General features: G+C 67.6%; 19 protein-coding genes. 15 read left to right on the top strand and 4 right to left on the bottom strand.

All coding sequences use genetic code 11. The features are described from left to right. Positions 1-8 precede the first annotated feature (8 nt). The 6 genes from ACT3S2_RS06740 (at position 9) to ACT3S2_RS06715 (ending at position 10,057) form a co-directional block, all read left to right on the top strand. Positions 9-3,047, top strand: coding sequence for an FAD-binding and (Fe-S)-binding domain-containing protein (locus ACT3S2_RS06740; protein ID WP_444554523.1), 3,039 nt, complete (start codon positions 9-11; stop codon positions 3,045-3,047). Further along, positions 3,044-4,534 carry an NAD-dependent succinate-semialdehyde dehydrogenase gene (locus tag ACT3S2_RS06735; protein ID WP_444554522.1) on the top strand — a complete coding sequence of 497 codons (1,491 nt, stop codon included), beginning with the start codon at positions 3,044-3,046 and terminating at the stop codon, positions 4,532-4,534. The genes ACT3S2_RS06740 and ACT3S2_RS06735 overlap by 4 nt, the downstream gene beginning before the upstream one ends. A gap of 75 nt (positions 4,535-4,609) precedes the next feature. Beyond that, the gene (locus tag ACT3S2_RS06730; RefSeq protein ID WP_444554521.1) at positions 4,610-6,106 is read left to right on the top strand and encodes a M24 family metallopeptidase; all 1,497 of its coding nucleotides are present in this window, start codon (positions 4,610-4,612) and stop codon (positions 6,104-6,106) included. Then, positions 6,103-7,365 (top strand): aminotransferase-like domain-containing protein, encoded by a 1,263-nt coding sequence (locus tag ACT3S2_RS06725; RefSeq protein WP_444554520.1) that lies wholly within the window; start codon positions 6,103-6,105, stop codon positions 7,363-7,365. Before ACT3S2_RS06730 ends, ACT3S2_RS06725 begins: the two co-directional genes overlap by 4 nt. After that, positions 7,366-8,571, top strand: coding sequence for a M20 family metallopeptidase (locus tag ACT3S2_RS06720; protein WP_444554519.1), 1,206 nt, complete (start codon positions 7,366-7,368; stop codon positions 8,569-8,571). A 28-nt stretch (positions 8,572-8,599) separates the two neighbouring features. Then, positions 8,600-10,057, top strand: coding sequence for an MFS transporter (locus ACT3S2_RS06715; protein ID WP_444554518.1), 1,458 nt, complete (start codon positions 8,600-8,602; stop codon positions 10,055-10,057). 83 nt (positions 10,058-10,140) lie between these two features. On the opposite strand, the gene ACT3S2_RS06710 is transcribed toward ACT3S2_RS06715, so the two are convergent. Together ACT3S2_RS06710 and ACT3S2_RS06705 are read right to left on the bottom strand one after the other, a co-directional pair. Further along, positions 10,141-10,827, bottom strand: coding sequence for a GntR family transcriptional regulator (locus ACT3S2_RS06710; RefSeq protein ID WP_444554517.1), 687 nt, complete (start codon positions 10,825-10,827; stop codon positions 10,141-10,143). Between the two features lie 92 nt (positions 10,828-10,919). After that, a complete protein-coding gene (locus ACT3S2_RS06705) occupies positions 10,920-11,132 on the bottom strand; it encodes a hypothetical protein (protein WP_444561459.1) in 213 nt (70 codons plus the stop codon). Positions 11,133-11,311: 179 nt separating this feature from the next. Between ACT3S2_RS06705 and ACT3S2_RS06700 the strand changes: the two genes are divergently transcribed. From ACT3S2_RS06700 to ACT3S2_RS06685, 4 genes are all read left to right on the top strand, one after another. After that, positions 11,312-12,223: a 3-methyladenine DNA glycosylase gene (locus ACT3S2_RS06700; protein WP_444554515.1), complete on the top strand. Its 912-nt coding sequence runs from the start codon at positions 11,312-11,314 to the stop codon at positions 12,221-12,223. Positions 12,224-12,316: 93 nt separating this feature from the next. Further along, entirely contained in the window at positions 12,317-12,853 is a 537-nt protein-coding gene (locus tag ACT3S2_RS06695; RefSeq protein ID WP_444554514.1) for a serine protease inhibitor, read from the top strand. A gap of 107 nt (positions 12,854-12,960) precedes the next feature. Next, positions 12,961-14,532, top strand: coding sequence for a Na+/H+ antiporter (locus tag ACT3S2_RS06690; protein WP_444554513.1), 1,572 nt, complete (start codon positions 12,961-12,963; stop codon positions 14,530-14,532). A gap of 207 nt (positions 14,533-14,739) precedes the next feature. Continuing rightward, positions 14,740-16,131, top strand: a complete 1,392-nt coding sequence (locus ACT3S2_RS06685) for a sugar porter family MFS transporter (RefSeq protein WP_444561448.1) — start codon at positions 14,740-14,742, stop codon at positions 16,129-16,131. Here ACT3S2_RS06685 and ACT3S2_RS06680 read toward each other — a convergent pair. Beyond that, complete coding sequence (locus ACT3S2_RS06680) at positions 16,128-16,565, bottom strand: YchJ family protein (RefSeq protein ID WP_444554505.1); 438 nt, start codon at positions 16,563-16,565, stop codon at positions 16,128-16,130. The genes ACT3S2_RS06685 and ACT3S2_RS06680 overlap by 4 nt on opposite strands. Before the next feature lie 181 nt (positions 16,566-16,746). Between ACT3S2_RS06680 and purS the strand changes: the two genes are divergently transcribed. The 5 genes from purS to ACT3S2_RS06655 all read left to right on the top strand — a co-directional run bounded on the left by purS (position 16,747) and on the right by ACT3S2_RS06655 (position 21,508). Continuing rightward, positions 16,747-17,001: a phosphoribosylformylglycinamidine synthase subunit PurS gene (gene purS, locus ACT3S2_RS06675; protein ID WP_444554504.1), complete on the top strand. Its 255-nt coding sequence runs from the start codon at positions 16,747-16,749 to the stop codon at positions 16,999-17,001. Further along, complete coding sequence (gene purQ / locus ACT3S2_RS06670; RefSeq protein ID WP_444554503.1) at positions 16,998-17,768, top strand: phosphoribosylformylglycinamidine synthase subunit PurQ; 771 nt, start codon at positions 16,998-17,000, stop codon at positions 17,766-17,768. Before purS ends, purQ begins: the two co-directional genes overlap by 4 nt. Next, positions 17,765-20,065, top strand: coding sequence for a phosphoribosylformylglycinamidine synthase subunit PurL (purL, locus tag ACT3S2_RS06665; protein WP_444554502.1), 2,301 nt, complete (start codon positions 17,765-17,767; stop codon positions 20,063-20,065). Before purQ ends, purL begins: the two co-directional genes overlap by 4 nt. Before the next feature lie 107 nt (positions 20,066-20,172). Further along, positions 20,173-20,709: a VOC family protein gene (locus tag ACT3S2_RS06660; protein WP_444554501.1), complete on the top strand. Its 537-nt coding sequence runs from the start codon at positions 20,173-20,175 to the stop codon at positions 20,707-20,709. Beyond that, positions 20,702-21,508: a MerR family transcriptional regulator gene (locus ACT3S2_RS06655; RefSeq protein WP_444554500.1), complete on the top strand. Its 807-nt coding sequence runs from the start codon at positions 20,702-20,704 to the stop codon at positions 21,506-21,508. Before ACT3S2_RS06660 ends, ACT3S2_RS06655 begins: the two co-directional genes overlap by 8 nt. A 50-nt stretch (positions 21,509-21,558) precedes the next feature. Here ACT3S2_RS06655 and ACT3S2_RS06650 read toward each other — a convergent pair whose 3' ends face one another. Then, positions 21,559-22,086, bottom strand: a complete 528-nt coding sequence (locus ACT3S2_RS06650) for a hypothetical protein (protein WP_444554499.1) — start codon at positions 22,084-22,086, stop codon at positions 21,559-21,561. Between the last annotated feature and the right edge of the window lie 30 nt (positions 22,087-22,116).

The following is a 22,116-nucleotide window of genomic DNA, read 5'->3' as shown; positions in this document are numbered from 1 at the left end:
CACCCCCCGTGACCCAGATCGCACCACCGAGCCCCCCGGCCGTGACGGCCATCCTGCACGAGGCGGGAATCGAGGTCGACACCTCGCCGAGGCGTTTGTCCGAATACTCCTATGACGCCTCCAACTACCGGGTGGAGCCGATCGGCGTCGTGTTCCCGCACGACGCCGATCAGGTGGCCGCGATCGTCCAGGCCTGCCACGGGACCGGCACTCCGCTCACAGGGCGGGGCGGCGGCACCTCGATGGCCGGCAACGCGGTGGGCCCGGGTCTGGTGCTGGACACCACGCCCTACTTCAACGACCTACTGGCCATCGACGAGGAGAACCTGTGGGTCGACGTGGAACCGGGGATGGTGCTGGCCACGCTCTCGACCCGCATTGAGGCCCACACCTCCGGCCGGCTGACCTTCGCCCCCGACCCGTCCTCGAAGAATCGGGCCACCGTCGGCGGTGCCATCGGCAACGACGCCTGCGGGAACCACTCGGTGCGTTACGGGCGCACCAGCGACCACGTCGTGGAGATCGATCTGGTCACCGTCGAGGGAATCCGGCTCACGGCCACCGCCACCGGGATCCGCGCCACGAACGCGGACGACGTCGCCGCGGTGCGTCGCGCTGCGGGGATGACCGAAGCACTGGAGGGTCTGGCGCAGGAGAACCTTGCCGGGTTCCGCACCGATCTGGGACGGATCCAGCGCCAGGTCTCCGGCTACCACCTGGAGCACCTGTTGCCGGAGAAGGGCTTCAACATCGCCCGGGCCTTCGTCGGGTCGGAAGGCACCTGCGCCCTGGTCGTCCGCGCCCGGATGGCCCTGGTGCCGAAACCGGCGAGCGCGCTGCTGCTCTGTGTCGGCTATCCGGACGTCGTCGAGGCGGCCCGGGACATCGAAACGATCCTGGAGTTCTCCCCGGCGGCCGTCGAGGGCATCGACGACGCCATCGTGGCCACCATGAAGTCACGGCGCGGGGAGGACTCCGTCACGGGGCTGCCCGAGGGCAAAGCCTGGCTCTACATCGATCTGGACGGCACCGACCCCGCCTCGGTCCAGGCCCAGGCCGACGAACTGCTCGAAAGGCTGCGCGGCATCGGGCGGATGGTCGACGGCCGGGTCGTCCCCGACACCACCGAACGCGCCTCGCTCTGGCGGGTCCGTGAGGACGGGGCCGGGCTCTCGGCCCGGCTGTCCACCGGCGGGGAATCCTGGCCCGGCTGGGAGGACTCCGCCGTCGCCCCCGAACGCCTGGCAGACTACCTCTCCGACTTCCGTGATCTGTTGGCCGAGCACGGGCTCCAGGGGGTCATGTATGGGCACTTCGGCGCCGGATGCATGCACGTGCGCATCACCTACGATCTGCGCAGCGACGCCGGCCGGAAGGTCTTCCGCGAATTCACCGCGGCCGCCGCGGCGCTGGTGGTCTCCCATGGTGGTTCGCTCTCCGGCGAGCACGGTGACGGGCGGGCCCGCTCGGAGTTCCTGCCGTTGATGTACTCCCCGGCAATGCTCACCGCCTTCGAGGACTTCCGGGCCATCTGGGATCCGACGGGGCTGCTGAACCCCGGGGTGATGACCAGTCCCGACGCCTTCGACGAGAATCTGCTGCTGGCCGGGGTGCCCGCACGCCAGTGGCGGACCAGCTTCGATCTGACCCCCGCCTCGGGCGCCACCGGGGACGGACTCGATCCGTTCGTCCACGCGGTCCAGGGGTGCATCGGGATCGGGCGCTGCCGTTCGGCCACCGGCGGGGTGATGTGCCCCAGCTACCGGGCCACCGGGGATGAAAAGGACTCCACCCGCGGCCGTTCCCGCGTGCTGCAGGACATGGTCCGCGGCGCGAAGACCGTCGAGGAGGGCTGGAAGTCCAAGGAGGTCCGCGAGGTCCTGGACCTGTGTCTGTCCTGCAAGGCCTGCTCCACCGACTGCCCGACCGGGGTGGACATGGCCACCTATAAATCCGAGTTCTTCTCCCACTACTACGCCGGGCGGATGCGCCCGCTCTCGCACTTCTCGCTGGGCTGGCTGCCGCGGTGGCTCAAGATCACCGGACGGGTCGCCCCGCTGGTCAACGCCGTCATGGGCTCCCCGCTGGGCAAGCTCGTCTCCGCCGCCGGCGGGCTGACGACCAAGCGGGCGCTGCCGCGTTTCGCCTCCGGGGCGGCCTGGCGCCGCGAGGTCGACGCCGCCCTGGCCGCCGGACCGCGCCGGCGCATCGGCCCGCCCCGCACGCTCTCCGGTTCCGGATCCCCGGGATCCCGGGTCGCGGCGGGGAACGACGCCGGGGCCGGGCAGGGCACCGCGGGTGCCGTCTTGTTCGTGGACACCTTCAGCCGTGGCTTCCGCCCCGAGGTCGCCGGGGCCGCGGCCCGCGTGATGGTCGGCACCGGGGAGCCGGTGACCTGCTCGGCGGAGGCCTGCTGTGGGTTGACCTATATCTCCACCGGCCAGCTGGGCACCGCCCGCCGCCTGTTGAGCAAAGCGGCCCGCGTCCTGGATGACGGCACCGAACGCCCGATCGTCGTCATCGAGCCCAGCTGCGCCGCCGCCTTGTCCAAGGACCTGCCCGAACTCGTCCACACCGAGGCGGCCCGCCGGGTCGCGGCCCGGATCCGGAGCTTCGCCGGACATGTCGCCGCCCTGGCCGCCGACGGGTGGACCCCCGAGCCGGCGGCCCCCGTCCCGGCCTCGGTGGTCCTGCAAACCCACTGCCACGAATACTCGGTCTTCGGCGCCGCCGTCCAACGCCGGGCCCTGGCCGCCCTGGGCGTCGCCGAGGTCACCGATGCCACCGGCTGTTGCGGGGTCGCCGGGAACTTCGGCTTCGAGGCCGACCACTACGAGGTCAGCATGAAGGTCGCCGATCTGGCCTTGGCCCCTGCCATGGCCGACAGCACGGCGGAGGTCCCGGTCCTGGCCGACGGCTTCTCCTGCACCATGCAGGTCGCCCAGCTCGACGCCGGCCGCCGCGGCCTGCATCTGGCCGAACTGCTCGACCCCGCCCCACCCACCGACCATGCACGTACCACCACCCACCCGAAGGAGCACCCATGACCACCGAGACCTCCAGCTCATCCGTCGCCGAGTCAGCCCGTCGTGCCGTCTCGGGCATCAGCACCGACCTGTTCATCAACGGTGAATGGGTCGAATCCTCCTCCGGGCGGCGCTTCGACGTGGTGAACCCGGCCACCGAGGAAGTCATCACCACCGTGGCCAACGGCAACGCCGATGACGCCCGGCGGGCCATCGAGGCCGCCGGCGCCGCCCAGAAGGACTGGGCCGCCACACCCCCGCGGGTGCGCAGCGAGATCCTGCGCCGGGCCTACGACCTGATCATGGCCCGGCAGGACGAGCTGGCCCTGGTGATGACCACCGAGATGGGCAAGCCGTTGGCCGAAGCCCGCGGCGAGGTCGCCTACGCCGCCGAGTTCTTCCGCTGGTTCTCCGAGGAGGCCGTGCGCATCGGCGGGGACCAGATGGTCACCGGGGACGGGGCCAACCGGATCATGGTCTCCAAGGAACCGGTCGGGCCCTGCGTGCTGGTCACCCCCTGGAACTTCCCGTTGGCGATGGGCACCCGCAAGATCGGTCCAGCCATCGCCGCCGGCTGCACCATGGTCTTCAAACCAGCCAATCTGACCCCGTTGTCCTCGCTGGCCCTGGTGGACATCCTGATCGAAGCGGGTCTGCCCGCCGGGGTGCTGAACGTGGTGTGCACCAAATCCGCCTCCGAGGTCGTGACCCCGTGGATGGAATCGGGGATCGCCCGCAAGGTCAGTTTCACCGGTTCCACCGGGGTCGGCATCCGGTTGCTGGAACAGGCAGCCCGGAACGTCATGCGCTCGTCGATGGAACTGGGCGGAAACGCACCACTCATCGTCTTCGAGGACGCCGATCTGGACCGTGCGGTGGAAGGGGCGTTCGCCGCGAAGATGCGCAACATGGGCGAAGCCTGCACCGCAGCGAACCGGATCTTCGTGCAGTCCTCCGTCGCCGAGGAATTCGCCGACAAGCTCGCACGGCGTTTGGGGGCCCTCACCGTCGGCAACGGTGCCCTTGACGGCACCGACGTCGGCCCGCTGGTCGAGCCCAAGGCACTGACCAAGGTCCAGGAACTGGTGGACGACGCGGTGGCCAAGGGCGCCCGCGTGGTCTGCGGCGGTTCCCGCCCCGAGGGGGCCGGCTACTTCTACTCCCCCACCGTGCTCACCGGCGTGGACCCCTCGGCCCACCTGATGACCGAGGAGATCTTCGGACCCGTGGCCCCGCTGATCCCCTTCCAGACCGAGGAGGAGGTCGTGGCGATGGCCAACGACACCCCCTGGGGGCTGGCCGGATACCTCTTCACCCAGGACCTGGATCGGGCCTTCCGCGTCGGGGATGCCCTCGAAGTGGGAATGGTCGGACTGAACACGGGCATCGTCTCCAATCCGGCGGCACCCTTCGGCGGCATCAAGGCCTCGGGACTCGGACGCGAGGGCGGCCGGGTCGGGATCGAGGAGTTCCTTGAAACCAAGTACATGGCCATGCCACGCCGCTAGGCGTCATGCTTGCCAGTGACCTGAACCACACCCTAGAATTGTAGACAATCTACGATGGGTTTTTAAGGAGCTTGAATGGTACAGACGGGCTTCGCACCAATGCTCTTCACCACCGAGGAGTATGCCGCACGATTGGCCGCGGCACGGGTGCGCATGCAGGACCAGGGACTCAGTGCGCTGATCGTCACCGACCCGGCGAACATCTACTATCTGACGGGGTACAACGCCTGGTCGTTCTACACCCCGCAGATGGTCTTCGTCCCCATGGAAGGGGACATGATCCTGTTTACCCGTGAGATGGACGCCAACGGCGCGTTCCGCACCACCTGGCTGGATTCGGACAACATCGTCGGATACCCCGAACGCTACGTCCACCGCCCACACCTGCACCCCTTCGACTGGGTCGCCTACGCCCTGCGCGCCAGGTACCTCATCGCCCCGGCCACGAGGGGCTGCGTGGGGTTGGAGATGGACGCCCACTTCTTCTCCCCCAAGGGATACCGGTCGCTGGTCAACGCTCTGCCGGAGTGGACGCTGGTGGACTGCTTCGAACTGGTCAACTGGGTCCGGGCGATCAAATCGCCGGCGGAGATCCAGCTGATGCGCCATGCGGCGGTGGTCACCAACATGGCCATGCACGCGGCCCAGGACGCCATCGAAGTCGGCGCCCGGCAGTGCGATGTCGCCGCGGCCATCACCAACGCCCAGATCCGTGGCACGGAGGAGTTCGGTGGTGACTACACCGCCATCGTGCCCATGCTCCCCACCGGCGAGTCGGCCGATACCCCGCATCTGACCTGGAACAACGAGCCGCTCGAGAAGGACCAGGCGATGATCGTGGAGCTGGCGGGGGCCTACCAGCGCTACCACGTACCCATGGCCAGGACGTTCATGACCGGCACGCCCACCGCCCAGCTGGCGCATCTGGCCCAGGCCACCGACCATGCGTTGGCCGCGGTGTTGGAAACGGTACATCCCGGGGCTCCGGTGCAGGAGCTTTCGCAGGTCTTCAACCGCACGCTCTTCGAATACGGCTACGAGAAGGCCTCGCGCATCGGTTACTCCATCGGGGTCGGCTACCCCCCGGACTGGGGCGAGCGGACGATCTCGTTGCGCAGCGAGGACCAGACCCTGCTGGCCGAGAACATGACGTTCCACCTGATGTGTGGCATGTGGATGGACGGCTACGGCTACGAGGTCTCCGAGGCCATCCGGGTCACCGATACCGGGGTCGAGACTTTCACGTCCTTCCCCCGCGGGCTCGTTCCCGCCGGCAAGGCCGGCCACGAGGCGGCGGAGTCGATCAACGTGCTCGGCAACCCCGGCGAGCGCGCGATCTCCAATGCCCCCGGCCTGCCCGGGATGACCCCTCCGACGAACGAACCACGCCGTCCGGCCACCCCCCGCTTCGGGTTCACCACTCCCGACGAATCGACCCTGACCGGTTCGATGAACATCGTGGCACGAAACGCCGAGGCCGCCGATAGCGACCCGGCCCGTCCCACCAGCCCTCCGCTGGACGCCCTCGAAGACGACAGCGACACCGAAAACCCCCCGAAGGAGACACCATGACCACCGTGAACCTGCCACTCGCCGGCCGCGCCGAGAACCTCGTGGGCTCCGTCATCGACTCAAGCACCTCGCTGCTCGCCGCCCAGAAGCACGACATCATCCGTTTCGCCATGGGCGCCCCGGCGGACGAGTTCGTTCCGGTGGACACGTTCACCGAGATCGCCGCCAGCGTCCACGACGCCTCCTCCTTCACCTACGGCGCCTCCGAGGGGGAACCCCGCCTGGTCAAGGCACTGGTCGACTACCTGGGCACCACGGCGGAGCCCACCAGCCCCGAACGGATCAGCATCACTTCCGGCGGCATGCAGGGCCTGGACATCGCCTGCAAGCTCTTCGTCGATCCGGGCGATCTGGTCATCGTCGAATCCCCGACCTACACCAACGGGTCGGCCACCGCACTGAGCTACGGGGCCGAACTGCTCGAGGTGCCGATGGATGCGGACGGGATGGACATCGACGAGCTCGAACGCCTCGTCGACGCCGCCGGCCGCACCCCCAAGGCGATCTACACGATCCCGAACTTCCAGAACCCCTCGGGCACCACGCTCTCGGTGGAACGGCGGGAACGCCTCATCGGGCTGGCCCGCCGCTGGGCGGCGGTCATCATCGACGACGACCCCTACGGACTGCTGCGCTTCGCCGGCGAGGACCTGCCCGGGTTCCGCCAACTCAGCGACAACGACCCGCTGGTGTTCTCGGTCAGGACGTTCTCCAAGATCTTGGCTCCGGGGCTGCGGGTGGGCTGGATCGACGCCGATCCTTCGCTGCAGCAGCTCATCATCAACGCCAAGCAGGCGATGGACACCTGTACCAACGTCCCGGCCCAGCATGTGGTGGCCGAATACCTGCGCCGCGGGATCCTCGACGAGCACCTGGCCTTCCTGCGCGGGGAGTACCACGCCCGGCGCGACGCGATGCAGGCGAGCCTGGAAAAGAACCTGGGCGGACGGATCCGCACGACGCATCCGGACGGGGGCTTCTTCCTCTGGGTCACCCTCACCGGGGAGGACGCGGCAGTGGACACCCGCCGGCTGTTCGAGATCGCCCTGGCCGAAGGCGTGGCCTTCATCCCGGGCCCGGCCCTGTCGGCAGGGGGCCGCTTCGCCTCGGCCTTCCGGGTGTGCTTCGCCTCCACCGGGCCCGAGCGCACCGACGTCGGCGTCCAACGCCTGGCCGCCGCACTGGATCTCGCCCTGGAGGAAACCCGGCAGCCCGATGCCGCCGCCACCGGCTCCGCGCCGGCGTCGGGGCGTGGCTGAATGACGGACACGGCCACCGGGAGCACTGCGTGGCAGGTCGATGCCCCGGCCCTGACTGCCCTGACGATCGAGCTGATCAACGCCGGCGGGGTGAACCCCGGAGGCACCGAACAGGCCACCGTGGAGGCCCTGGTCGCCGAAGCGAAGCGGCGGGGCCTGCAGGTCAGGACCCGGGAGGTCGAGCCGGGCCGGCCGAATGTGTTCATCACCCTGCCCGGCGGGGACGGGGACGGACTGCTCTTCCTGGGCCACTCCGACGTCGTCCCCGTCGGGGACGGCTGGGACCGCGAGCCCTTCGACGCCTATGAGGCCGACGGCCGGCTCTTCGGCCGCGGCGCCACCGACATGAAGGGCGGCCTGGCGGCCGTGCTGACCTCCATGACCATGCTGCACGAGGCCGGAACCCGGCTCGCCGGTCCGGTGACTCTGGCCTGCCTGGTCGACGAGGAGGAGACCGGGGCCGGGATCCGGGCCTTGGTCGCCGACGGACTGGAACACCGTTACCTCGGCTGCATCGTCGCCGAACCGACCGATCTGGAAACGGTCATCGCCTGCCGGGGGGATTCCTATCTGGAGGTCGAGGTGACCGGACAGGCCGCCCACTCCGGACGGCCCAGCGATGGGCGCAATGCGATCGACGCGGCCGTGCGGATCTGCAACCTCGTCACCGCCGACCAGGAGCGCCTGCGGGCCGAAAACGACCCGCTGCTGGGGTACGCCACCTGGAACACCGGCATGATCTCCGGGGGGCGGGGCACCTCGATGGTCGCCCCCGAAGCCCATCTATGGTTCGACCGCCGGCTCATGCCCGGTGAAGACACCACGGCCATCCGTGAGGAGCTGGTCGCGGGCATCGAGGCGGCGGGCATCACCGGGGACGGGATTTCCGTCCAGGTCAACACCACCATGGAGATGCCGGGATTCCGCACCGATCCGGACCATCCGCTGGTCACCGCGGCCGTCGGCGCTTTGGCCGACGCCGGGGTGGAGACCAGCATCTCGGGATGGAGCGCCTCCTGTGATGGCGGGTTCATTTCCCGCGATTTCGGGATTCCGAGCATCGTGCTGGGTCCGGGCGAGCTCAACGACGAGGCACACCAACCGAACGAATCAGTTCGTGTCTCCGAAGTTGTGGCGGCAACGCGCGCATATGGCATGCTGATATCCACCTTGCTGAACCCCGATAACGGCGCATCAGGCGCCTAGCCCACCGACGGCCGAAAGGCAAACGATCATGAGCGAACAACCCCAGGGATCATCCGGCGCAATGACGATGGAGGACCCCAATGCCCCGGGCGCCGAGCCCCAGACGCAGGAAGCCAAGGATAGCCTGCACCGCTCCATCCTGGGTTCGGCACTGGGCAACGCGGTCGAGTGGTTCGACTACGGCGTCTACGGCTACCTGACCATCTACATGGCAGTGAACTTCTTCGGCTCCGAAGAGGGTGACGGCGGGCTGGGAGTCACCCTCGCCCTGGCCACCTTGGCGATGTCCTTCCTCGTCCGCCCCTTGGGCGGTCTGATCTTGGGCCCGCTGGGCGATAAATTCGGCCGGCAGAAGGTCATGGTCCTGACCGTGTTGATGATGACCACCGCCACCGGCGTCATCGGCCTGCTGCCCACCATCCAGACGATCGGTTTGGCGGCTCCGCTGCTGCTGTTGCTCTGCCGCATGGTCCAGGGCTTCTCGGCTGGCGGCGAATATGGTGGCGCTGCGGTCTACATGGCCGAATGCGCCCCCGATCAGCGTCGCGGTTTCCTGGGCTCGTTCCTGGAATTCGGCACGATGGTGGGCTTCATCCTCTCGGCCACGGTCTGCACCGCACTGATCACGATCGTCGGTGACGACGGAATGCTCGCCGGCTGGTGGCGTCTGCCCTTCCTGATGACCATCCCCCTGGGGCTGACCGCCCTGTACATCCGGACGAAGCTGGGCGAAGCAGCAGTCTTCTCCGAAGCCTCCGATAGCCAGGAAACCTCCAAAACCCCAATCCGCCACACCCTGCGCACCCAGTGGCGCGAAGTGCTCATCCTGGGCGGGTTCGTCGTCCTGCTCAACGTCGCCTTCTACCTGATCCTCGGCTACATGCCCACCTACATGTCCGAACAGTTAGGTCACAGTACCGCCCAGGGCAACTGGATGCTGGTGGCGATCATGGTCGTCATGCTGGTGGTGATCCCGTTCATGGGCGCCCTCTCGGACCGGATCGGACGCAAACCCCTGCTCCTGACCGCTGCTGGCGGGTATATTCTCTTGGCCGTTCCGGCGATGGTGTTGCTGGGGATCGACAACCTGTTCCTGCAGTTCATCGGTCTGGCCGTGCTGGGCGCCCTGCTGGTCATCCTGGTCGCCTCGGTGTCCTCCACCTTGCCGGCACTATTCCCCACGAATGTGCGCTATACGGGCTTCGCGATCGGCTACAACTTCTCCGTGGCGTTCATTGCGGGCCCCTCGCAGACACTGACCAACGAGTTGATCGATATCACCGGAAACGTGTTGGTGCCGGGGATCTACATGTCGCTGGCCGGCATAGTCGGCTTCATCGCTATCCTGTGCATGCGGGAGACGTCCCAGGCGTCACTGCGTGGCGAGGATCTGCCCGGCGATCCCGGATCGGTCGGCTGGCCGTCCAGGAAGTGGGTCCAGGTCAACCGGACCAAGGCCGACGCGGGCAAGGCCATGGCGCAGTAGGAAGACAGCTCGGAAATGGAGGGTGTGCGCCGCGGCGCACACCCTCCCTTTTTTCGGTTCGTGGTGTCTTCGGGGCAGGGGGCTCAGTCGGTGCCGGCCCCATCGGCCAGGGGCTCGAGCAGCTGGGCGATGGCGCTGTCCATGTGTTCGGCCAGCGCCCGGTGCAACGCCGGGACATCCCCGGCGAGGATGGCCTCGGCGATATGCCGGTGTTCATCCACCCGGTGCTGGAGTGAGTATTCGGCCTGTTCGAGCGCGACCAGGCACATCCGGGTTTCGGTGACCAGGGTCCGGTGGATCCGCGTCAGCCGTTTGCTGGACGCCCAGCGGACCATCGCCTCGTGGAAGGAGAGGTCGATCAGGCTCAGTTCGGCAGGATCGCTTCCCGGCCCCAGGGCCGCCATCTTCTCCACGATGGCCAACAGCTCCGCCCCCGCCTCGCTTCCGGTCCGGTCCAGTTCGATGATCTTCAGCGCGGCCCCGCGTTCGACGGCGGTACGGGTGAGATAGATATCGGAGATATCCGCCGGGGTCGGTTCCACGACGAAGAGCCCCCGGTTGCGGATGCTGATCAGCAGGCCCTCCTGGGTCAACCGTTGCATCGCCTCGCGGAGCGGGCCCCGGCTGACCCCCAGCCGCCCGGCCAGGTCGGCTTCCCCCAGTTGTGTTCCGGGCTCGAACTCCCCGTTGCCGATGGCGGTGCGGATCTTGCGCGCGATGATCGAGGGAGTGGACTCCTGGTGCAACGGCTCGAGGCTCGAGGCGGGCATGGGGGTTCCTCACTGGGGTCGGTTTTGTCGGATGCAAACAATCCTACAACCTTGCCCGGCGGTCCTTTCCAGCCCTCCGCCTCCTCGATGGTTCAGTCGGAGCCGGCGACCAGCAGTACCTCATCCGGAGCGTCGGTCCCGCGCTTGCGGTGGGCCCGCAGGACCCGCCGTGCCCTTTCACGCTTCAGGCGTTCGCGTGGATCGAGGTGGGGCAGCTGATCCGCGGGCCCGAAGAAGAAATACCCCATGAACTGCAACCACCACCCGATCTTGTATCCGATCCCCAAACCGGTGGTGTCCTTCACTATGGGCAACCGCTTATGGTCCATGTGTCCCTTTCAGGCTCGGGATTCCGGCCTCGAGCCGGGTACGGAAGCACCCGGGGCACGGGAACCCCCCGACCCACCATCCTACTCCACGGTTGTTTTTCCCCTCTCCCGCCGCCGATGCGGTCCCGGGGGCGGGAGAACGCGATAATGGGACCATGCCAGCCGATCTGCCCCATCTGACCGAGGACCTCTGGCTCCCCCGCGCCCGGGCCCACCGTGACCGGGTCCAACACTTCGCCGCACCATTCCTCCAGCGTCGCTCCACCCAGCGCAAACATCCGGTGGAGGACTTCCTGTTCACCTACTACACCGAGAAGCCCGGCCGGCTGCAGCGCTGGAACCCGGGCACCGGCGTCGTCCTGCTGGGCGACCAGGCCGCCGAGCGGCTGACGTGGAGGCACCACCGGCCCCACGGCGAGGGGGTCACCTTCGACGCGGCGGCCTTCATGGCCGAACGGCACCGCACCGTCACCCACGCCCGGTCGATCCTGGCCGGGGCGGCTTCGAACCCCGCCCGCTTCTCCTGCTTCGGTCTGCATGAATGGGCGATGGCGTATAAATCGGAGGAGAACGGGGTACGCCATGACTACCTACCGCTGCGGCTGGGCGCCGCCGGCACCGACGAGGTCGTCGAAGGCCACCGGATCCGCTGCACCCATATTGACGCCTTCCGCTTCTACACCCCGCAGGCCGTGGGCCTGAACGAGGAACGGCCCACCCGGGAGAACCAGGCGTCGCTGGACCAGCCCGGTTGTCTGCACGCGAACATGGACCTCTATAAATGGGCCTATAAGCTCTCGGCCGCGGTTCCGGGGGAACTGCTGCTGGCGACCTTCGAACTGGCCTGGGACATCAGGACCATGGACATGCGGGCCTCCCCCTACGAACTGGGCGACTGGGGCTATACGCCGATCCGTATCGAAACCGCCGCCGGGAAGGCCGAATACGTGAGGCTGCAACAGGGTTTTGCCGAGCAGGCCACCGGGCTGCGCCTTCGCCTGCTGGCCGTCGCCGACGACCTGATCGCGGCCGCGGAAACGGAGCCGGTCCCGACCCCCGGCCGATGAATCCCCGACGCCGAACAGTGGACACCGGACGCCGGGAGTGGCAGATTCACCCCTAAGGGTCTTTGTCCGACCAACCGCTACCGGGGGTGCACGATGGAAACGAACCAAGCCAACCGCTGGACCGCACGAACCTTATCGACGATGGCCGCCGCCGCACTGGGATTGCTGCTGCTCAGCGGCTGCGCAGGCGAAAGTCCCGACTCCGAACCAACGCAGACCACTGCCGCCACGGAGTCCTCGGCCCCGGAGCCCACCGAGCAACCGGCGGGCCCGGAGGAGGGGACGGACGCCGATCTGTCCATCACCATCACCTCCAATGGCGAGGATGTAGTCCACCGGTACCGGCTCGTCTGTTCCGGAGGGGTCCCCGGCAAGGGGACCGACCATCCTCAGGCCGAGGAGGCCTGCACCTTCCTCGACGGCCCCGGCAAGACCGTGCTGACCGGGAAGGCGAAGAAGGATGCCGACTGCACCCAGGAGTCGGCCGGTCCACAGACGGCCATCGTGGAGGGCACCTTGAACGAGACGACGGTCCAACGTGCCTTCGCCCTGGGCAACGGGTGCAAGATCTCGGCCTGGAAGTCCGCCGAGGCATTGCTGGGACGCGGAACGGCCAGCGGCGACCAGTAGGCACTGCCCCCTCCCCCGGGTAGTCACCGATTCATTACCGCCCAGGTCGATTTCAGGGCCCGGGCGGGCCCGCGGCGTGAAAGACTGGCGCCCGGAGGAACACACCCATGGAATTCTTGATCCTGCTCGTTGGCCTGCTGTTCGGAACGGTGCTCGTCGCCGGGCTCGGGGAGCGGATCAGATTGCCCTATCCGGTGCTGATGCTCGTCTTCTCGGCGCTGGTGGCCTATCTGCCGTTCATCCCCGAGATCCACATCGACGCGGAAATGATCCTTCCGTTGTTCCTGCCTCCGCTGTTGTATGCGGTGGCCCAGCGTAGTTCCTGGGCGGTCTTCCGGCTGCGTTGGCGTTCCTTGGTGCTGCTGGCGGTCCTGCTCATCGCCGTGACCGTGGCCATCGTCGCCGGGGCCACCTGGTTGCTGATCCCCTCCATGGGACTGCCGGCGGCCATCGCGCTCGGCGCCATCGTCGCCCCGCCGGACCCCGTGGCCGTCGAGGCGGTCGCCGCCAAGGTCAGCATGCCCCGCAGGCTGACCACCGTGCTACAAACCGAGGGGCTGTTCAACGACGCCACCGCCATCGTCATCTTCCAGACCGCCGTGGCCGCGGCCGCCAGCGGCCGGGACGTCGGCTGGGATGTGATCCCGCGTTTCCTCCTCGGCGCCGCCGGAGCCGTCGTCCTGGGCCTGGCCATGGCCTGGCTCGTGGGAACACTGAACCGCTTCGTCCCCGATCTGGTGGCCCGCTCCGCCGCGACCCTGGTGGCCCCCTTCGCCGTCTACATCCTGGCCGAGGAGATCCATTGCTCGGGCGTCGTCGCCGTCGTGGTCACCGCCCTGGAACTGGGCCGGCGGGCCCGCCCCCAGGATTCCGCCGAACGCCTGACCCGCAACTCCTTCTGGGACGTGGTGGAGATGCTGACCACCGGGGTCGCCTTCGGCCTGCTGGGCATCGAGATGCGCTACGTCTTCGAGGACGAAGGAGCGGGCATCATGGCCTTCATCCCCGGGATCCTGGTCGTCTGCGCCGCGGTGCTGCTGGTGCGTTTCGGCTGGATGATGTTGATGTACAAGGTCGGGGGCACCGAAAAGCGCAACAGCGTGCCGGGCTCGCTCAAGGAAGTGCTCGTGGTCAGCTGGTGCGGCATGCGGGGTCTGGCCACCCTGGCGCTGGCCTTGGCGCTCCCGTTGGAGATGGACAACGGGGACCCGTTCCCGGGGCGCAACTTCATCATCACCTGCGCCTGCGCCGTCCTGCTGGTCACCCTGGTGGGCCCGGGGCTGACCCTGCCGACCCTGATGCGGCATCTGAAGCTGCCCGACGACCGGGCCAAGGCCGAACGGGCCGAACGGGCCATCGCCGTCCGCGCCGAGGAGGTGGCCATGGACACCGTCAGGCAATCCGAGGCGGCGCAGAAGCTCTCCCCCGAACGGCGCGAGAAGCTCGCCCGTCGCATGTCCTCGCTGCACCGGATCCTCGAACACGATTTCGGCGACGACCCGGAGAAGGCGCGCATCGTCAAAAAGACCCTCGCGGCCATGGACCAGGTCCAACGCGAGGCCCTCGACGCAGCCCGGCGCGAGGTGCTGTCGATGCGCCGGGAACCCGAGGCGGATCCCGAGGCGGTGGATCGGGTGCTACGCCGGTTGGACCTGCGTACGGTCACCCTGGACCGCTAACCCGACGGCAAAACATCCTATGTAACTCCGGTGATTTGTGCATGAATTCGTAAATCCGTGCTGAATTGCCAGTTTTGACGATCCAGACATAGGACCTCTAGTGTTGTGTCGTTCGTTACTTTCGGGCCGAGCCTTCCGGCCGATGTGGAGGCAGTCTCCCCCCGGCCAACGAATCCGCCGACACGTAGCCCGCAAAGGAGCACCTCCATGGCTGAGAACAAGGCGCCATCGTCCAGAGATCATTCCACCGAGGCGATCCCCAAGGTGGTCATCCTCATTGCCATCCTGGCCGGGTTCTCCGGCCTGCTCTACGGCTACGACTCGGGCGCGATCTCCGGGGCCCTGCCCCTGCTGACCCAGGACTTCGGCATCGACGCCCAAACCCAGGGGCTGGTCACCTCCCTGCTCCTCTGGGGCGCCTTGCCGGCCATCGTGGTCAGCACCATCGCCTCACGGCGCTTCGACCGCCGGCACATCCTGCTGGTGGGGGCGGGGATCTTCATCGTCGGGTCCATCGCCTGCGGGCTGGCCCCGAACATCGGGTTTTTGATGTTCGCCCGTTTCTTCCTCGGCCTGGCCGTGGGCATCGCCAACATGTTCGGCCTGATCTACCTTTCCGAGCTGGCCCCCACACGGATTCGCGGTCTGCTGACCGGCCTGTACCAGCTGGCGGTCAACGTCGGCATCCTCGGCGCCTACATCGTCGGGGACCTGCTCCACGATTCGGGGTCCTGGCAGTGGATCCTCGCGGCAGGGGTCTTCCCCGCCATCATCTTCTTCTTCGGCATGCTGCTCAGCCCGGCCAGCCCGCGCTGGCTGCTCACCCGGGGCCGGGGCCAGGAAGCGCTGAAGGTCCTGAAGAAGCTGCGCGGTACCGACGAGATCGCCCAGGCCGAAGTGGACGACATCCAAGCCAGCCTCCAACAGCAGGACGCGGGGATCGGGACGCTGTTCCGTTCCGCCCGCCCGGCCATGGTGGTCCTGTTCGTCCTGACGTTCTTCCAGGTCTTCACCGGGATCAACGCCGTCGTCTACTACGCGCCGATCATCTTCGCCGACATCACCTCAATGGGTTCCAATGCCGGGGCCGTCGCCAACTACGGTGTCGGCATCGCCCTGGTCATCTCCACCGGGGTGTCCCTGCCGCTGATCGACAAGCTGGGCCGGATCAAGATGCTGGCCCTGAGCATGGCCGGACAGGCCGTGGCCATGGTCGGGCTGTGGCTGCTCCCCGACGCCGGATACCTCTCCATCGCCGCGGTCTTCGTCTACACCTTCTCCTTCGGGTTCGGCCTGGGCCCGGTGTTCTGGCTCTATGTGCCGGAGATCCTGCCACTGCGCATGCGCGCCATCGGCGTCGGGGTCATCACGTTCACCCAATACCTGTTCAACGCGATCTTCGCTGCCGCCTTCCCCGTCGCCCTGGAGAAGTTCGGCGGGGTGGTCTTCCTGCTCTTCGCCCTGCTCTCGGCGCTCGGGCTCTGGTATGTGCTCACCCGCATCCCCGAAACCGCGGGACGCTCCCTGGAGGAGATCGAAGACGATTGGCGCGCGAAGGCCACGGCCAAGGCGGCCGGGAAGACCGGACAGGACTCCTAGCCGGCCACTGCCTCGAGGTAGAACCAGCGTCCGTCCTCGCGCAGGAAGGTACTGCGTTCGCGTTGGACGCCGCGCCGGCCGTCCTGGCGGTAATGCGCGGCGAACTCGACGATCCCGGTGCCCTCGAAGGGGCCTCCGGCGACCGTGTCCACGATGTCCAGCCGCCGCCAGCTCATCGACGGGTCCAAGTCCAGCTCCGCCGGCCGGGTCGAGGGATGCCAACTGGCCAGCAGGTAGGCGGCGTCCCCGGTGACGAAGGCGCTATAACGCGAACGCATCAGGGCCTCGGCCGTCGCCGCCCCCGGACCTCCTGCCGCACGGTCGGCGTGCACCGGCCCACAGCAGGCGCCGAAGACCTCGCCCGACAGGCAGGGGCAGCGCGCATCGGCGTCCAGCACGGGGAAATCGGCACCGGCATCCTGCTGCTCATCCATGGCCCCAGCCTAGGGGCAAACCGTGGACCCTCACGCGGATACGTGGGGTGGGTCACCCCGGGCCGCGGGCCCCGCCGAACCCGGTAGACTGATCGGGCAAGCTCGCGGAGCGCCTCCAGCCCGGCGTGAGACGGCACCTCCGCAGGCGTACTCAAACCACCTCGCGCACAGGAGACCCCGGATGCCCCGCATCGTTGTTGACGTCATGCCCAAACCAGAGATCCTCGACCCCCAGGGCAAGGCCATCGTGGGCGCACTGCCCCGTTTGGGCTTCGACGCCTTTTCGTCAGTCCGTCAGGGCAAACGCTTCGAACTGACCGTCGACGGCGAGGTGACCGATCAGATCCTGGCCCAGGCCCGCACCGCGGCCGAGACCCTGCTCTCCAACCCGGTGATTGAAGACGTGGTCAACGTCGAGGTCGTCACCGAAGCATGAGCAACGATTCACTGCCCCTGATCGGCGACTACAGCGCGCCGGACACGACCCTGAACGGCGCCCGCATCGGCGTCGTCTCCTTCCCCGGCACCCTCGATGACCGCGACGCCGCCCGTGCCGTGCGGCTGGCCGGCGCCGAAGCCGTGGCCCTCTGGCACGGAGACGACTCCCTCGCGGACGTCGACGCCGTCATCATCCCCGGTGGCTTCTCCTATGGCGACTACCTGCGCGCCGGGGCCATCGCCCGATTCGCCCCGATGATGTCCCGCATCATCGACGCCGCGAATTCGGAGGCCAAGCTCCCCGTGCTGGGCATCTGCAACGGATTCCAGATCCTCACCGAATCGCATCTGCTGCCCGGATCGATGATCAAGAACGACCACCTGAAGTTCCTCTGCCGGGACCAGGTCCTGCGGGTGGAGAACAACACCACGGCGTGGACCAACCAGTACGACGCCGGTGAGGAGATCACCGTGGTGCTGAAGAACCAGGACGGGCAGTACGTCGCCGACGAGAAGACCCTGGACGCCCTGGAGGCCGAAGGCCGCGTCGCCCTGCGCTACGTGGGCTGGAACCCCAACGGCTCGCGCCGCGACATCGCCGGCATCACCAATGCCGCCGGCAACGTCGTCGGACTCATGCCGCACCCCGAACACGCGGTCGAGGCAGGATTCGGCCCCACGACGGCCGCCGGCGCACACACCGGAACCGACGGCCTGGGCTTCTTCTCCTCCGTCCTGAGCACCCTGGTGGGAGGCACCAAATGAGCCAGCAATTCAACATCGACACCGTGGAGAACGCCGCGGCAACCCCCGACACCGAGCTGCCGTGGGCCGAATTGGGGCTGAAGCAGAACGAGTACGACGACGTCGTGAATGTTTTGGGCCGCCGCCCCACCGGCGCGGAACTGGCCATGTACTCGGTCATGTGGTCCGAGCATTGCTCGTATAAGTCCTCCAAGAACCACCTGCGCCAATTCGGCGACAAGGTGACCGATGAGATGAAGAAGGACCTGCTCGTGGGCATCGGCGAGAACGCCGGGGTCACGAACCTGGGCGATGGCTGGGCCGTCACCTTCAAGATCGAATCGCATAACTCCCCCTCCTTCGTGGAGCCCTACCAGGGCGCGGCCACGGGCATCGGCGGGATCGTGCGCGACATCATCTCCATGGGCGCCCGCCCGGTGGCCGTGATGGATCCGCTGCGTTTCGGGGCCATCGACCACCCCGACACCGCCCGGGTCATGCACGGGGCCGTCGCCGGGATCGGCGGCTACGGCAACTCGCTGGGCCTGCCGAACATCGGCGGGGAAATGGTCTTCGACCCGGTATACCAGGGCAACCCGCTGGTGAACGCGCTGGCCGTGGGCGTCATGCGCCATGAGGACATCCGCCTGGCCAACGCCTCCGGGAAGGGCAATAAGGTCGTCCTGTTCGGTGCCCGTACCGGCGGCGATGGGATCGGTGGCGCCTCGGTGCTGGCCTCCGAGTCCTTCGATGCGACCAAACCCTCCAAGCGCCCCGCGGTCCAGGTCGGTGACCCCTTCGCCGAGAAGGTGCTCATCGAGTGCTGCCTGGAACTGTTCAAGGCCTCCCTCGTCGAGGGCATCCAGGACCTGGGCGCCGCGGGCATCTCCTGCGCCACCAGTGAACTGGCCTCCAACGGCGACGGCGGCATGCGGGTCGAACTGACCAACGTGCTGCTGCGCGATCCGACGCTGACCCCGGGCGAGATCCTGATGTCCGAGTCGCAGGAACGCATGATGGCCGTGGTCTCCCCGGAAAACCTCGAGGCCTTCGAAGCGGTCATGGACAAATGGGCCGTGGAGTACTCCTGGCTCGGCGAGGTCACCGACACCGAACGGCTGGTCATCACCTGGGACGACGAGGTCATCGTCGACGTGGATCCGCGCACCGTCGCCCACGACGGACCGGTCTACGACCGCCCCTATGCCCGCCCCGACTGGCAGGACGCCCTGCAGGCCGATACGTTCAGGGCCTCCCCGGCGGGGCTCACCCTGCCGAGCCTGGGCGAGGAGCTCAAGGATGCCGTCCTGGAGCTGGTCGCCTCACCGAACATGTGCGACAAGTCCTGGATCACCAACCAGTTCGACCGCTACGTCGGCGGCAACACGGCCCTGGCGTCCCCCGATGACGCCGGCGTGGTCCGCGTGGATGAGGAAACCGGGATGGGCGTTGCCCTGGCCACCGATGCCAACGGCCGGTACGCCTACCTGGACCCGTACCACGGCTCCCAGCTGGCCCTGGCCGAGGCGTTCCGCAACGTGGCCACCACCGGGGCCGTCCCGCTGGCCGTCTCCGACTGCCTGAACTTCGGCTCCCCCGAGGACCCTGACGTGATGTGGCAATTGGCCGAGGCCATCCGCGGGCTCTCCGATGCCTGCATGGAACTGGGCATCCCGGTCACCGGCGGCAACGTCTCGCTCTACAACCAGACCGGCACCACCCCGATCCATCCCTCCCCGGTGGTCGCGGTGCTGGGCAGGTTCGACGACGTCGCCCGCCGCACCCCCTCGGGATGGCACTCCAGCGCCGACGGGCAGGCCATCTACCTGATGGGGACGACGGCGGATGAGCTGGATGGTTCGGAGTTCGCGAACCTGCGCGGACACCTGGGCGGTCTGCCGCCGACGGTGGACCTGGCTGCTGAGAAGCTGCTCGGCGACCTGCTGGTCAACGCCTCACGCGACGGCATGATCGACGCGGCCCACGACCTCTCCGAGGGTGGCCTCGCGGCAGCCCTGGTGGAGATGTCGCTGCGCTACGGCGTCGGCGCCCGGGTGGCCCTGCAGGATCTCTGCGACCGGGACGGCGTCGATGTGTTCACCGCCCTGTTCTCCGAGTCCCAGGCCCGCGCCGTCGTGGCCGTGCCTCGCTCCGAGGAGGTCCGTTTCAAGGACATGACCACCGCCCGGGATTTCCCGGTGGTCCGGCTGGGCATCGTCGATGCTGCCTCGGATTCCCTGGACATCCAGGGCCAGTTCAGCGCCACCCTGGAGGAACTGCGCACCGCCCACGAGGGCACGCTGCCGAAGTACTTCTGATCGGTTAGCTCATTGACACCCGTGGCCCGGCGGTCTTCCGCCGGGCCACGGGTGTTTTCGCGCGACGGCTTGACCCTCACGTAGCGTGAGGCCGGAGGCTGGGGTACATGAGCGACTACTACAACGCATTCGACATCAGCCCCGTACCCGTACCCACACCGGAAGCGGTGCCGCCGGAACCCTTCCGCGGCATCTATGGGATGCCCGCATTCGTCACGATTCCGTCGTGCGATTTGGAGGAATCCGTGGACTTCTGGATTCGTGGACTCGGGTTCTTCGAACTCTTCAGCATCCCCGGCACGCTGGTACATCTGCGCCGGTGGGCCTTCCAGGACGTGCTTCTCGTCCAGGCGCGGAGCATTCCAGACCAGCCCCCGGCCATCGGCTTCAGTTTCGCGGGCGTCCTGGGCCAGATCAATGCCTTGGTTGAAGCCTGCCGCGCCTTGCGCCCTGGCTCGGTCGCGGGACCCCGAGATACCCCGTGGAACACTCGTGATGTCGAGGTGATCACCCCAGAGAACGCCCGGGTCGTCTTCACCGCGGCCAAGCCCTTTGACCCGGCCAGCCAGGAGGCGCGGAATCTTGAAGATATCGGGATCACCCCTTCGGAGGGCCGTCCAGGGGAGAATCAGGAGCATGCCTGAGGCAACTTCTGCCGATGGCCTGACCGTCGGTCAGGCCGCGACGCGACTGGGCGTAACCATCCGCGCGCTACACCACTGGGATGAGATTGGCCTGGCGCGCTCCTCGCTGAGCACGCCTACCGGATACCGGCTCTACACCGCCGCTGATTTGGAACGCCTCCACAGAATCGTCGTCTACCGCGAGCTCGGCCTCGGATTGGAAAGAATCCGTGCCATCCTCGACGACTCAGCGACGGACGTACCGGCCGCCCTGCGCACCCAACGCCAGCACGTCGCCGACAGGATCGAGCATCTCCAGCAGCTCGGTGCCGGACTGGATCGAATGATCGACGCCCATGAGCACGGCCTGCTGCTGACCGTCCAGGAACAGACGGCCATCTTCGGCCCGCGGTGGAACCCTGACTGGTCGGCCCAAGCCCGCCAACGCTACGAAGGCACGCCCCAATGGCAGCAGTATGCCGAGCAATCAGCCACCCGTAGTCCGGCGGAATGGCAATCCATCGCCGATACCATGGCCGACCTCGACCGTTCCCTCGGGGAGTCCATGCAGGCCGGTTTCACACCTGGCAGCCCGGAAGCGCAGCTACTCGTGGAACGTCACCGCGCAGTGTTCTCGGCCTCATACTTTTCCCTCACCCGACAGATGCAGGTCTGTCTCGGTCGTATGTATGAGTCTGATCCGGCGTTCGCTGCTCACTACGACGGCGTCCGTACCGGCCTTGCGGCATGGTTCCGTCAAAGCATCGATGCCAACGCCCGCAACCACGGCATCGACCCCGACACCGCAAGCTGGCACTAGGCCCCGTTATGGAAAGTGATGATCTTAGACGAGTGAGATCGTCACTTTCCTCATTCCCGTGGAGACGGGAGATCATCCAGGCTCGCCAGGGCGGTCAGACTCCCGGCTATCAAACCGATGGCCGTATGGGGGCGGCTGGATCCGTTGGCCTTGAGGCGTTCGCCGAACCGATGGATCCAGCGTTCGGTGGCGATGTTCGCACCGATGCCCACTATCAGGATCGTGGCACCCAGTCCGATCACTAGCCCGGGGTTCAGGTTCTTGAGGCGGGCCCTGGTTCCCGCCGTTTCGTCTGCGAGCTGCCCCTGGCCGGCGGTATCCAGAGGCCCGGGGCCGCGCCCCGGCGTCGTTCCCACTGCCGACGGCGCAGTCGGCGATGAATCCGGATCCTGTCGACGGGCGAACACGACGCCCGCCCCTGCAAGGATCGCCAGCTTGGCCAGGACCCGCGACCGGCGCCGATCCACATAATCGGGCAGTGCGTACCAGAGCCCGACGGCAGCCCCGCTGGCCCCGGCACGACCGAGCACTGTGGCCGGAGTCCGTCCGGCCGAAGCTGGTGTGGTGCTTCCTGTCATCAGTTGGTCTCCTTCGGAGTTTCGGCTAGC

This window comes from Arthrobacter sp. AOP36-A1-22, assembly GCF_052377615.1.
Lineage (GTDB): Bacteria > Actinomycetota > Actinomycetes > Actinomycetales > Micrococcaceae > Arthrobacter_H.
This window is presented reverse-complemented; position numbering and strand designations above follow the sequence as displayed.